Source organism: Tsukamurella pseudospumae, from assembly GCF_001575195.1.
Classification (GTDB): Bacteria; Actinomycetota; Actinomycetes; order Mycobacteriales; family Mycobacteriaceae; genus Tsukamurella; species Tsukamurella pseudospumae.
On sequence record NZ_LSRF01000056.1, the window covers coordinates 224,568 to 237,080 of the forward strand.

Consider the following 12,513-nt stretch of genomic DNA (forward strand, 5'->3'; position numbering starts at 1 on the left):
GACTACCCTGGACGCCGTGACTGAGTCTTCCGCCGCACCGTCGAACACCCCCGCGCCCGGAGCGGTGCGCGTGCGCTTCTGCCCGTCGCCCACCGGCACACCGCACGTGGGCATGGTGCGCACCGCGTTGTTCAACTTCGCCCACGCGCGACACACGGGCGGCACGTTCGTCTTCCGCATCGAGGACACCGACGCCGCGCGCGACAGCGAGGAGAGCTACGCCGCGATCCTCGAGTCGTTGCGCTGGCTCGGCCTGGACTGGGACGAGGGTCCCGAGGTGGGCGGGCCGTACGGGCCGTACCGTCAGTCGGAGCGCAAGGACCTGCACCTCGACGTCGTGCGGCGCCTCGTCGAGGGCGGGTACGCCTACGAGGCCTTCTCGACCCCCGAGGAGGTGGAGGCGCGGCACGTCGCCGCCGGCCGGAACCCGAAGCTGGGCTACGACAACTTCGACCGCGATCTGACGGCGGAGCAGAAGGCGGCGTACGCGGCCGAGGGACGCAGCCCCGTCGTGCGCCTGCGCATGCCGGATCACGACTTCACCTGGAACGACATGGTGCGCGGTGAGACCACGTTCGCCGCCGGCAGCGTCCCCGACTTCGCGCTGACCCGTGCCAACGGCGACCCGCTCTACACCCTGGTCAATCCCGTCGACGACGCGATGATGAAGATCACGCACGTGCTGCGCGGGGAGGACCTGCTCAGCTCCACGCCGCGGCAGATCGCGCTGTACGAGGCGCTGGCGGCAATCGGCGTCGCGGAGCGCACCCCCGAGTTCGGGCACCTGCCCTTCGTGATGGGGGAGGGGAACAAGAAGCTCTCCAAGCGCGACCCCGAGTCCAACCTCTTCCACCACCGCGACCGCGGCTTCCTCCCCGAGGGCCTGCTCAACTACCTCGCGCTGCTCGGCTGGGGCATCTCGCCGGACAACGACGTCTTCAGCCTCGACGAGATGATCGCCGCGTTCGACGTGCACCGGGTGAACTCCAACCCGGCCCGGTTCGATCAGAAGAAGGCCGATGCGATCAACGCCGAGCACATCCGGCTGCTCACGCCGGACGACTTCGAGGCCCGCCTGCGGGCCTTCCTCGTCGAGCGGGGCCACGTCGACGGTGCGCGCCTCGGCTCGGAGTTCGCCACTGCCGCGGAGCTCGTCCAGACCCGCATCGTCGTGCTCTCGGACGCGTGGGACCTGCTGAAGTTCCTCTACGTCGACGAGGCGGGGTTCGTCGTGGATCCCGCCGCCGCGGCGAAGAACATCAAGGCCGACGCCGGGCAGGTGCTGGACGCCGCCTCGGAGGCGCTCGCCGGCGTCGGGGACTGGACCACCGAGTCGATCGAGAACGCCCTCAAGACCCGGCTGATCGACGAACTGGAGCTCAAGCCCCGCAAGGCCTACGCACCGATCCGCGTCGGCGTGACGGGCTCTCACATCAGCCCGCCGCTGTTCGAGTCGCTGGAGCTGCTCGGGCGGGAGCGGACCCTCGGTCGCCTGGCCTCGGCGCGCACCCTCGTGCCGGCCGACGGTGCCGCGCCCCAGTAGGGGATGACCTGGCGATTTGGCGTTCCCTGTGCGGCTGGGTAAGCTTGATCGCGGCTCAAAACGAGGTCGGAGTCGGCCTCGAGAAGAGTCAATGGCCTATGGTGTAATTGGCAACACGGCTGATTCTGGTTCAGTTGTTCTAGGTTCGAGTCCTGGTAGGCCAGCGTGACAACGCCCCCGCGCGAGTGGGGGCGTGTCCTAGCCCCCGTCGTCTAGCGGCCTAGGACGCCGCCCTCTCACGGCGGTAGCGTGGGTTCGAATCCCATCGGGGGTACGTTTCGGTGCAGGTGCTGTGTTACCTTCATCGAACTGCTGCGGCGCCTCGGCGCGGCAGCACCAGTTCTGGCCCCCGTCGTCTAGCGGCCTAGGACGCCGCCCTCTCACGGCGGTAGCGTGGGTTCGAATCCCATCGGGGGTACGTAGGACGAAGGCCCGGATCTCACGATCCGGGCCTTCGTCGTTTTCCGGGCCGTCCCCGTCGTCGGCGCGCGGTGCGCCCCGGCCCGGCGCCTGGTCCCGATCGCCCGGCGTCACGCGGTGCCGACGACGGTCAGCCGGGTCGGGGGCGCGACGACCGGCTCAGCGGCGGGCGGTGCGGCGGCCTCGGCGGTGAGGCCCGACGGCGTGAACGCAGCGGCCAGCCCGATGCCCAGCAGGGCGACGACGAGGCCCGAGACCGACGCCCAGACCGCATCGGTGCCGATCCCGTAGCCCTGCAGCAGGGCCTGTAGGGTCCCGGTCAGGACGTACACGGCGTTCCGCCAGCCGGCCTCTCCGTTGACGACGGCGATCACCAGCGTGACGATCGCGAGGACGAGGGAGGTCCACGCCGCGGCGTGGCTCGTGGAGATGATCCCGCCCGCGGCGAGAATCGTGATGAGCGGGCCGGCGACGGTGTACACGGCTCGCCGGGCCGACTCGGGGATCCGGCGCCGGAAGATCCGGCTTCTGATGTCGTTCATGTTGTCCACCTGGTGTTCTGGAGGGGTTCGGAGGACCGCGGGTCGGTGACCGGCGGTGTCAGGCGATCGCCGCGGCGTCCGCCGCGCCGACGACGGTGGTGCCGGTCGGGGACCAGTACATCCGCCCGTGCTGGAAGTCCTGGTGCACGCTCCCGTCGGCGGCCGCCGCCTGCGCGGAGACGGGCCAGCCGAGTGGTCCCTTCTCGTACCCGTCGCGGGCCCACCGGTCGCCGATCCGGCCGGTGACGAAGAAGCCCTCCGCGGCGTCGGTGCGGCGGTACAGCACGCCCCGTTCGAAGGCCTCGACCTGGCCGTCCGGGAGGTTCGTGTGGTCGACCACCGGGTAGCCGAGCGGCCCGGCCTCCCGCTCGTAGGCGGTGTAGGACTCGAGCAGTCGCGTGGGGATCGGGTGGGCACCGGTGGCCGCGGTCCAGTAGACGCGGCCGTGGTCGTACATCGCGAACCGGCCGCGGCCGTCGGGGCAGGCGATGATCGCGGGATCGGTCCGCTCGCCGATCCACCCGTCGGCCCGGGACGCGGCCCCCGCGATCGCCGACTCGGCCTGAGACTCGGCCGGATCGCCCTGGACGCGAGGCGCTCCCACGGGCGCGGTGCCGGTCGTGAACTCCGCCACGGCGGCTGCGAAGAAGTCCCACGGGAAGCCGTCGCCCACGTCGGTGTGCGAGCCGATGCCGAGCGCCCGCGTCACGTAGCAGTGATCGCTGATGCCGTCCGCGACGCGGTAGGGCGGTGTGATCACGTCGGTCGCGAAGCCGTACTTGCGTGCGTCGGCGACCGCGAGCCAGGCGGCGATGCGGATGTCGTCGCCGCGGTCGAGCCAGTCGGAACGGGTCCACCCGGCGCTGCTCCCGGCGAAGCACAGATTGATCGTGTACGGGTTCGCGCTGAGCACGCTCCACGAGGCGAAGTCGGTGTCCACCAGATCGCAGACGACGCCGTCGCGCACCGTGTAGTGGTAGCTGGCGCTGTGCGTCGCGTCGTTGCAGTAGGCGGCGAGTCGTTCCGCGGTGCTCGTGCCCTCCTCGGTGTGCAGGAGGAAGTTGCGGATGCGGGCGCCTTTGCGGCCGGACCGGGAGTCGCCCATGCGGTCGAGTTCGGTGTAGGTGGGTGCGGTGGTCATGGCGGATCCGTTCTGCGGGGAGGGGGACGGTGCGGAGGCGGCGGCCACGGAGATGGTAGGGGCGAGGCGGTCGTAGATCGCCTGCGCCTCGGTGATGCGCCGGTCGTAGCGGTCCGGGAAGGCCGACCGTTGCACCTGCTGGGCGTACCAGCCGGGGGAGTGCGCGGGCGAGTCGTAGGGCAGCGCGCGCAGGGCCCGGTAGAACAGCCTCGAGCTCAGCGTGGGGTTCATGCGCTCCCGCGCGCTGGATCCCCACCACGGCGCCCGCTGCTGCAGCGGGCCGACGCTGTTGGCGTCCGACCCCACGGCGTCGTGGGGTTCGGCGAGCGACTCCGGGTCCGCGGGGTTGGCGTAGACGGTGAGGTTCGATTCGACCAGTCCGGTCGCGAGGCAGATGACGATGCCGCGTTCCGAGACACCGGAGCGGAGACCCTCCACGATGAACGCGGCGGCGACCTGGTCGGGCGTGTAGGCGCTCATACCGGCATCACCGACTGCTTCCAACTGCACACGCGGGCCAGCAGATCGATCCCGGAGACGGGCCGGTTCGCGCTGTCGCGCCACATGGGCAGGCCGTACGCGGTGGTGTGCGCTCCGCTCGCGAAGCCGGCGAGGTCCGCCGGCCAGGACCACCAGCCCGGCTCGAACCAGTGCCCGACGTTCGCGAGATCGGAGACCACGTCCTCGATCCCGTCGTCCACCAGCTGTGCGATGAGCGCGTTCGGGTCGGTCAGCGTGAAGGCCATCACCGGCCCCGCGAAGGCGTGCAGGGGTGAGACCGCAGGGCAGGAGGTCATCACGTCGCCGGGACTGGCGATCTCGATGAGCGGCACCGGTGAACGCTGGTCATGGGGGACCGTGCCGGTGCCGCTCGTCGAGTAGATGCCGCTGCGGTCCGTTGCGATCGGCATGCCGTAGGACACGCCGCCGCGCCGACTGGGATCGGCGATGGTGCCGACCATGAGGCACCCTCGGGTGTCGGGGCTCGTCTTCAGCCACCGGATCACGCCGACGGCCCCGAGCGAGTAGCCCAGCACGATGTCCCGGTCCCCGGGGTGGAGGGCCGCGATCCGGGTGCGGAGCCAGTTCACGATCTGGGTCGCGCTGTTGTCGCCCGACGGTGCCAGCGGGTCCCGGGCGGCGTTGTCCAGGCTGATCGAGGCGCTGTGCACGACCTGCTCCACGGTCACGTCCCGCAGCCGGCCGACGACGTTGTCGAGCATGTTCCCCGCGTACGGTTCGCCGGTGCCGCGGGCGCAGAAGACGAAATCGGACATGGAACGCTCCTTCGAGGTGGGAGGTCGCCGAGCCGGTGGTGTTCGCCGGGCGGATACGGTGACTCGAGGAGAAGTCTCATCGTCGCCGTCCCCGGGATCACGAGTAGCGCGCTACCCGATTCCGCGCTGCGGGCGGCGTGCACGGCACGTGCCGGCACCGTGCGATGACGAAGATCGAGTTTCCGACCCTTAGTACGCGAATGAACTTCTCCGCCAGGAAATCCGGACGCCTCTCGACGGAGCCTTCGAGGCCCGTTCGGTACTAGAATGTGAGTTCATGCGGGAGCGGTTCCGGATCGTCGAGCGTGGGCGTGAGTTCGGGGACGTGCGCGCCGCGCTCGAAGCGGATTCGGCGGGCTGCGGAGTGATCCTGACGGGCGCCGCCGGGGTCGGGAAGACGACGCTGGCGCGGTCGGTCGCCGCCGAATCGCATCTGCGGGTGCGGTGGGTCGCCGGGACGGAGTCCGCGCGGAGCATCCCCCTCGGGGTGTTCGCCCACCTCGTCGGCCCGGCCACCGCGACCGATCCCGTCACCTACCTGTCCGCGGCCCGCGAATCGCTGCTGGCGGACGGGCACATGGTGGTCGGCATCGACGACGCGCATCTGCTGGACGAGCTGTCCGCGACCCTGCTGCACCAGCTCGCTATCGATCGCGCGGTCCACCTCATCGCGACCGTGCGCAGCGGGGAATCGGTGCCGGACGCCATCACGAGCCTGTGGAAGGACGGGCACGTCGTCCGGATCACGCTCGAGCCCTTCACCCTCGAGCAGAGCGTCGAGTTGGTCGAGGCCGCCGTCGGCGGCCGGTTGGAGGGTCTCTCCGCGCGCCTGATGTGGGAGGCGTCCGGCGGGAACGCCCTGTACCTCAAACACCTCGTGCAGGGCGCCCTCGAATCCGGCGCGCTGCGGGAGGTCGACGGGGTCTGGCAGATGCGCGGGCGGGCGGCGATCACCTCGGAGCTGGCGTCGCTGCTCGAGGGGCGGGTCGACCATCTCGACGACGACGTCCTCCACGTCCTCAAACTGCTGACGCTGTGCGAGCCGATCGACCTCGACGTGCTGGCCGACCTCGGCGGCGACGACGCCGTGGAGAAGGCGGAGGCGGAGGGGCTGATCCGGATCGGCCGGGAGGGCCGCACGCTGTCCGTGCACTACGCGCATCCGTTGTTCTCGGAGGTGATCCGCCGCCGCCTCGGGTTCGCCTCCTCCCGGCGTCTCCGCGGTCACCTGGTCAAGGCCCTCGGGGACCGTGCGATCACGTCGGCGTCGGACCGGATCCGCCTGGCGGAGCTGGCACTCGACAGCGACGAGGACCTCGACGCCGGCCTGTTGTGCGACGCCGCCCGCGACGCGTTGATGCTGGGAGACGTCCCGATGGGGGAGCGGTTCGCGCGAGCGGCGCTGGACGGCGGTGCCGGTCTGCCTGCGGCCTGCCTGCTCGCCCGCGCGCTGATGTGGCGGGGCGAGGCGGTCGAATCCGATCGCGTACTCCGGGCCTTCGACCCCGACAGGCTGGACCAGGTCCAACTCGTGCTCTGGGGAGCGCAGCGGATCGGGAACCTGTTCTGGGCCGTGGGCGACGTGCCCGCGGCGGATCGGGTCCTCGGCCTCCTTCGCGAGCGCATCGACACGCCGATGCTCGCGCTGATCGTGGACGGGATCGGAGCGGCGTGCGCGGCCTTCGCGGACGATCTGCCGCGCGCCCTCGAGTTGTCCGATCGGGTGATGGGGTCGCCCGACGCCACGCCATGGGCGGTCGAATGGGCCGTCTTCGCAGGAGGATTCGCGCGCGCCCTGTCCGGGCGCGGTGACGAGGTCGCCACCCTCGCGGCTCGCGGCCGCGAGGCCGAGAGGCACACCGACGGCGTGCTCCGCTTCCCCGCCGGGTACGGCGAGATCCTCGCGCTCACCCTCACGGGCGCCTTCGAGCGGGCGAACGAGGCCGCGCAGCGGTACGTCGAGTTCCGTTCCGCGGGCCAATTCCTGGCGTGGGCGCTCGCCGGCATCCACGTCAGCGCGGTCGAACTCGCCCGGGGTGGCTTCGCCGGGGTGGTGCAGCAGTCCGAGCAGACGCTCGCGACGGTACGTGACCGGCCGGACGTGTCCTGGGTGTTCCCGGCGCGTTTCCAGCTGGCGCAGGCCCGTGCCGCGCTCGGGGACGCCGCTGCGGCCGCGGCCGCGATGGCCGACGCCCGCAGTCACTTCGGCGACAACGTAGCGGTGTTCGACCACCAGCTCGCGATCGCCCGGGCGTGGCAGCAGGCCGCGGCGGGCACCGTCTCCCTCGCGATCGCGACGTGCCGCGAGGCCGCGACGCGGGCGGCCGCCCACGGTCAGTTCGCCATCGAGGCCGAGGCGCTGCACACCGTGACCCGGCTCGGGGACGCGGAGCCCGACATCGCCGAACGGCTCGAGCAGCTGGCCGATCGGATCGACGGTGTCCTCATCCCGGTGTACGCCCGCTGCGCCCGCGCGATGACGCAGCGGGACGGTGCCGAGCTCGATGCCTGCGCCGCCGAGTTCGAGCGGATCGGCGTCCTACCCTCCGCGGCGGACGCCGCGGCCGCGGCCGCGGGGGCGCACGACCGGGCGGGGGAGCGCGGCGCAGTGCACGCCTCGGCGGCGACGGCGGACCGTCTGGCCGCGGCCTGCGGCGGCCTACGGACCCCCGCACTCGCGGAGGCGTCGCACCCGCTGCCGCTGACCTCCCGGGAGCGGGAGATCGCCAACCTGATCGCCGCGGGCCTCTCGAACAAGCAGATCGCGGACCGCCTGTTCCTGTCCGTACGGACGGTGGAGGGCCACATCTACCGCGCGTGCGCGAAGGTCGATGCGACTGATCGCGCGGGCCTCGCCGACGCCCTCACCGGCGCCCGCCGCAGTCCGGGCCGACTCGAGTAGCGCGGTACTCGTGACCTCGCCGCGAGCCCTTCGTACGGTCGGACCATGAACACCGCCCGAGGCCCGAGGACGCTCGTGATCTGTTGCGACGGCACGTGGCAGCGGTCCGACAGCCGGTACGTGTCCAACGTGGAGAAGATCGCCCGCTCGGTCGCGCCCGTCGGGCACGACGGTGCACCGCAGATCGTCTTCTACCAACGCGGAGTCGGGTCCGCGGGGAGCCGGATGGAGCGGCTGCTGGCGGGGGCCGTCGGCATCGGACTCGATGACAACATCCTCGACTGCTACTACTTCCTGGCACTCAACTACGCGCCGGGCGACCGGATCTCGGTGTTCGGATTCAGCAGGGGCGCCTACACCGCTCGTAGCCTGGTCGGGATGATCGACTACGCCGGGCTCCTGCGCCCGGACGGCCTGGCGAAGGACCGCCTGCCCGCGGCGATGGCGCTCTACCGCAGCCGACCCGCGCCGAACACCGCCGCGCCGCCCGGACATCGGGCCGCCCTCGACGAGCAGCGCGGGTACTGCCACGATCCCGGCACCGTCGTGATCGACACGCTCGGCGTGTTCGACACGGTCGGCGCGCTCGGTGTCCCGGGTATCGGCCGGGCGAAGTACCGGTTCCACAACGTCGACCTCACCCCGAAGGTGTGCCGTGCGCGGCAGGCGCTGGCGCTCGCCGAGCGGCGGCGGATCTTCACGCCCTGTCTGTGGGGCGGGGAGCACAGGGACATCCGGCAGGTGTGGTTCGACGGGGTCCACCTCGACGTGGGCGGGGGCTACGAGAACAGCTACTACTCCGATCGTGCCCTGTTCTGGATGATCGGCGAGGCGGCGCAGCGGGGGCGGCTGCGCGAGTCGGTGCGGCCGGGGCTCCCGATCCGGCCGGAGGACTACGACGACTACCCCGGCCTCCGGTTCGACTGGTCCCGGCTCGAGCCGGGGATCTGCAGCACCGGCCCGGTCGAACACGACTCTCTGGGGCCCGGATACCGGATCATCAACGCGCTTGCGATCATCCGCGGCGTGTGGTCGCGGCGGCGTCCCGGGACCGAGCCGGTCTTCGTGGGCGGATGGCGGACCATGGCCCCGACCGTCGATGCGAGATCGGGCCGCGCGTACGACGTGCGGATCGAGCGGGGAGCGGCGCAGCGGGCGATCAACCCGAACGAGCGGCGTTGGGTCGACCAGGTGCGCCGGATACTGCGACTCCCCGGTGATGCGCGGGGCACCGTCGACCCTCCCGTTCTGGAGAATCTCTACGCGACCGCACCGGACTTCGCGGAGCTCAGCACTGCCCGACGGAGCTGACGGGGTGCCGCGCTCGTCAGAGTTGATCGATCACGTCGAAGTCGCAGCCCTCGGCCTGCGCCAGGTACATGGTCTGCCGGGTGTGGCCGTTACGGAGCCCCATGGTGCCCCGGGCACCGTCGTAGCGCACGCGCTCGACACCGGCCATGATGTCGCGCACGTCGGTGCTGCGCGCGGTGGTGAGCAGCGACTCCAAGAGCAGCATGCCCTCGAAGCAGGACTCGCCCATCGACGTGGGCGTGATCGCGTCCGGTCCGAACCGCCCGAAGTAGTGCGCGCCGAACTCCATCGACTCGGAGGTCACCACCGAGTCGAAGTATCCGGCGGAGGCGAACAGGTCACCCGTGGCCTCGGCGCCCGAGGCCATGAGCATGTGTTCGTCCATCAGCGGCGAGTACCGGATGAAGGCGCCGTCGAGCCCGGCGGCGGCGAAGGCCCGATTGAACTCGACCGCGTCCTGGCCCAGCAGCAGCATCAGTACCCCGTCGGCCCCGGAACGCGCGATGTCCGAGATCACCGTGGAGAAGTCGTCGGTGCCGACCGGTACGAACGCGGCGCCGACGATGTCATGGCCCAGTCCGCGCGCGAACCGCGCGCACGCCTTCGCGCTGTCGCGCGCCCACAGGTAGTCGCTGCCCACGATCCACCATCGGCCGACCCCGCGCTCGCGCCGCAGCCACTCGAGCGCCGGCCGGATCTGCGCCTCCGGGGTCTCACCGGTGAGGAAGACGCCCGCCGTCGACTCCCCGCCCTCGTAGAGCGCCGTGTAGACGTACGGGACCCGCAGATCCAGGCGCGCCGAGAGGGCCCGCCGTACGTCGGAGGTGTGCCAGCCGACGATCGCGTCGATCTCGCCCGCGGCCAGAAGGGTTTCGACCTCACGCGTGACATTGTCGACGCCCGTCGCGGAATCGATCGGGCGCACCGTCAGCTCGCGGCCCAGAATCCCGCCCCGGGTGTTGATGTCGTCCGCGGCGAGAGTGGTGCAGCTCAGGCACGACGGGCCGAACAGACCCGCGGGGCCACGCCGAGGGTAGAGCAGCCCCACGGTGTATTCGCTCATCACTGACGTCCGCTCATCGCACGTGCCGGCACCATGGACCGGGCGGTCGAACGCCAGCGTACGCCGAGCCGCTCCCCGCATGCGTCGATTCGCGGTACAGTACTGCCGTATTGCAATGGCACTGTGGACGTTCCGGAGGTGGACATGAGCGGGCGGATGGAGCTCACCGAGGCGCCGGGCCGCACCGCCTTCGAGGCGGTGTGCGACGCCGACGATCTCGTCATGAACGTTCTCACGCCCGCACTCGCCGAGCACGATCTCACCGTCGAGCACTTCCGTGCCCTGCGCCTGCTCGCAGCGGTCGAGGGCGCCACCGTCGGGGAGCTGGCGGCCCGCACGGGCACCACCCCGTCGTCCACCACCCGGCTGGTCGACCGCCTCGTCGAACGCAACCTGGCGTACCGTCGCCCGGCCCCGGGTGACCGTCGCAGCGTTCTTCTGTCGATCTCGGACACCGGCCGTGACGTGTGGGAAGCCCTCGTCGCCCGCCTCTCCTGACTCTTCTCGACAAAGTTTTTCGCCGATTCCGCTGACACGCGCCGCACGGCGCGCGAATACTACCGATCAGAGATAGTGCCGAATCGGTAATAAATCGGGAGTCGCGATGACCACAATCGGATTGCTCTTCGTCGGAGCCGTGCTGTTCGTCAACGGGGCCTGGTTCCTCGGGGCGATCTCCGCCCGCGAGGCGGGCGTGTTCAACCTCTTCGTCGGCGCGATGCAGGTCGTCCTCCCGACGCTGGCCGTCGTCGCCGCCGACGGTGACCTCCACGGGATCTTCGGGGCGGGGTCGAGCTACCTGTTCGGCTTCACCTACCTGTTCGTCGGCATCAACAACCTCATGGGCAACGACGGCCGCGGCCTCGGGTGGTACTCGATCTTCGTGGCCGCCATGGCGATCGTGTTCGGCTGCTTCTCCTTCGCCGCGGACCCCGTGTTCGGGGTGATCTGGTTCGTGTGGGCGCTCATGTGGCTGATGTTCTTCCTCATCCTGGCGTGCGGCGTCGCCGCCCTGTCGCCGTTCACCGGGTGGCTGATCCTCATCGGCTCGCACCTGACGTGCACCGTGCCCGCGCTCCTGATGTGGCGCGGGAACTGGCCGACCAGCGGCACCGCAGCGATGTGGGCGACCGTCATCGCCGTGGCGCTCCTCGTGGTGAGTGCCGTGGGAGCGAAGGTTCTGCCGAAGCTGCCGATGCCGTCCCCCGAATCCGCGTAACCCCATCCACCGCACTGCAATCCCACCGCACAGGTAAGAAACGAAAGGCATTCTCATGCGTCACGGAGACATCTCCTCGAGCCCGGACACCGTCGGCGTCGCCGTCGTCAACTACAAGATGCCCCGCCTGCACACCCGGGAGGAGGTCCTCGAGAACTGCCACAAGATCGCCGAGATGGTCGTCGGCATGAAGTCCGGCCTGCCGGGCATGGATCTCGTGATCTTCCCCGAGTACTCGACGCAGGGGGTCATGTACGACCCCGACGAGATGTACGCCACCGCCGCGGCCGTTCCCGGTGAGGAGACGAAGATCTTCTCCGACGCCTGCCGCAAGGCCGGCACCTGGGGCGTCTTCTCGATCACCGGCGAGCAGCACGAGGACCACCCGAACAAGCCGCCCTACAACACCCTCATCCTCATCAACGATCAGGGCGAGATCGTGCAGAAGTACCGCAAGATCATCCCGTGGGCCCCGATCGAGGGCTGGTACCCCGGCAGCTCGACCTATGTCGTGGACGGCCCGAAGGGGCTCAAGGTGTCGCTCATCGTGTGCGACGACGGCAACTACCCCGAGATCTGGCGCGACTGCGCGATGAAGGGTGCCGAGCTCATCGTCCGCTGCCAGGGCTACATGTATCCCGCGAAGGAGCAGCAGGTGCTGATGGCCAAGGCCATGGCCTGGGCGAACAACTGCTATGTGGCGGTGGCGAACGCCGCCGGGTTCGACGGTGTCTACTCGTATTTCGGCCACTCGTCGATCATCGGGTTCGACGGCCGCACGCTCGGCGAGACGGGGGAGGAGGAGTACGGCATCCAGTACGCGCAGCTCTCGGTCTCGACGATCCGGGACGCGCGCAAGCACGACCAGTCGCAGAATCACCTGTTCAAGATCCTGCACCGCGGTTACACGGGCATCCACGCCGCCGGCGAGGGGGACAAGGGTGTCGCGGAGTGCCCCTTCGACTTCTACAAGCTGTGGGTCACCGACGCCGAGGCCGCCCGCGAGCAGGTCGAGTCCTTCACGCGCGACACGATCGGCGTGGCCGAGTGCCCCGTCGGCACCATCCCCACCGAGAAGACGCACGAGGCGTAACC

General features: G+C 70.3%; 10 protein-coding genes and 3 tRNA genes. 9 read left to right on the top strand and 4 right to left on the bottom strand.

Features of this window, described 5'->3' with window-relative positions:
• Positions 1–16: 16 nt before the first annotated feature.
• The 4 genes from gltX (at position 17) to AXK60_RS15515 (ending at position 1,961) form a co-directional block, all read left to right on the top strand.
• Positions 17–1,543: a glutamate--tRNA ligase gene (gltX, locus tag AXK60_RS15500; RefSeq protein WP_280512891.1), complete on the top strand. Its 1,527-nt coding sequence runs from the start codon at positions 17–19 to the stop codon at positions 1,541–1,543.
• A 92-nt stretch (positions 1,544–1,635) separates the two neighbouring features.
• A tRNA-Gln gene (locus AXK60_RS15505) sits at positions 1,636–1,707 on the top strand.
• Positions 1,708–1,744: 37 nt separating this feature from the next.
• Positions 1,745–1,817, top strand: a tRNA-Glu gene (locus tag AXK60_RS15510).
• Between the two features lie 71 nt (positions 1,818–1,888).
• Positions 1,889–1,961, top strand: a tRNA-Glu gene (locus AXK60_RS15515).
• Positions 1,962–2,073: 112 nt separating this feature from the next.
• On the opposite strand, the gene AXK60_RS15520 is transcribed toward AXK60_RS15515, so the two are convergent.
• Genes AXK60_RS15520 through AXK60_RS15530 form a run of 3 tightly spaced genes read right to left on the bottom strand, consistent with a single transcriptional unit; the run spans position 2,074 to position 4,923 of the window.
• Positions 2,074–2,505, bottom strand: coding sequence for a phage holin (locus tag AXK60_RS15520; protein ID WP_139057985.1), 432 nt, complete (start codon positions 2,503–2,505; stop codon positions 2,074–2,076).
• A 58-nt stretch (positions 2,506–2,563) separates the two neighbouring features.
• Positions 2,564–4,126 carry an N-acetylmuramoyl-L-alanine amidase gene (locus AXK60_RS15525; protein WP_068572288.1) on the bottom strand — a complete coding sequence of 521 codons (1,563 nt, stop codon included), beginning with the start codon at positions 4,124–4,126 and terminating at the stop codon, positions 2,564–2,566.
• On the bottom strand, positions 4,123–4,923 hold the full coding sequence (locus tag AXK60_RS15530; protein ID WP_068572290.1) for a hypothetical protein: 801 nt from the start codon (positions 4,921–4,923) through the stop codon (positions 4,123–4,125). The genes AXK60_RS15525 and AXK60_RS15530 overlap by 4 nt, the downstream gene beginning before the upstream one ends.
• Before the next feature lie 277 nt (positions 4,924–5,200).
• Here AXK60_RS15530 and AXK60_RS15535 point away from each other — a divergent pair, with 277 nt between their 5' ends.
• Both AXK60_RS15535 and AXK60_RS15540 read left to right on the top strand, forming a co-directional pair.
• Positions 5,201–7,825, top strand: coding sequence for a helix-turn-helix transcriptional regulator (locus tag AXK60_RS15535; protein WP_068572292.1), 2,625 nt, complete (start codon positions 5,201–5,203; stop codon positions 7,823–7,825).
• Between the two features lie 45 nt (positions 7,826–7,870).
• A complete protein-coding gene (locus AXK60_RS15540; protein ID WP_068744539.1) occupies positions 7,871–9,136 on the top strand; it encodes a DUF2235 domain-containing protein in 1,266 nt (421 codons plus the stop codon).
• A gap of 16 nt (positions 9,137–9,152) precedes the next feature.
• On the opposite strand, the gene AXK60_RS15545 is transcribed toward AXK60_RS15540, so the two are convergent.
• A complete protein-coding gene (locus AXK60_RS15545) occupies positions 9,153–10,199 on the bottom strand; it encodes a substrate-binding domain-containing protein (protein ID WP_068572301.1) in 1,047 nt (348 codons plus the stop codon).
• A gap of 123 nt (positions 10,200–10,322) precedes the next feature.
• Here AXK60_RS15545 and AXK60_RS15550 point away from each other — a divergent pair, with 123 nt between their 5' ends.
• The 3 genes from AXK60_RS15550 (at position 10,323) to AXK60_RS15560 (ending at position 12,511) form a co-directional block, all read left to right on the top strand.
• Entirely contained in the window at positions 10,323–10,697 is a 375-nt protein-coding gene (locus tag AXK60_RS15550) for a MarR family transcriptional regulator (protein ID WP_068572306.1), read from the top strand.
• A 106-nt stretch (positions 10,698–10,803) separates the two neighbouring features.
• The gene (locus tag AXK60_RS15555) at positions 10,804–11,418 is read left to right on the top strand and encodes an AmiS/UreI family transporter (protein ID WP_068572308.1); all 615 of its coding nucleotides are present in this window, start codon (positions 10,804–10,806) and stop codon (positions 11,416–11,418) included.
• A 55-nt stretch (positions 11,419–11,473) separates the two neighbouring features.
• A complete protein-coding gene (locus AXK60_RS15560) occupies positions 11,474–12,511 on the top strand; it encodes an aliphatic amidase (RefSeq protein ID WP_068572310.1) in 1,038 nt (345 codons plus the stop codon).
• Positions 12,512–12,513 lie beyond the last annotated feature (2 nt).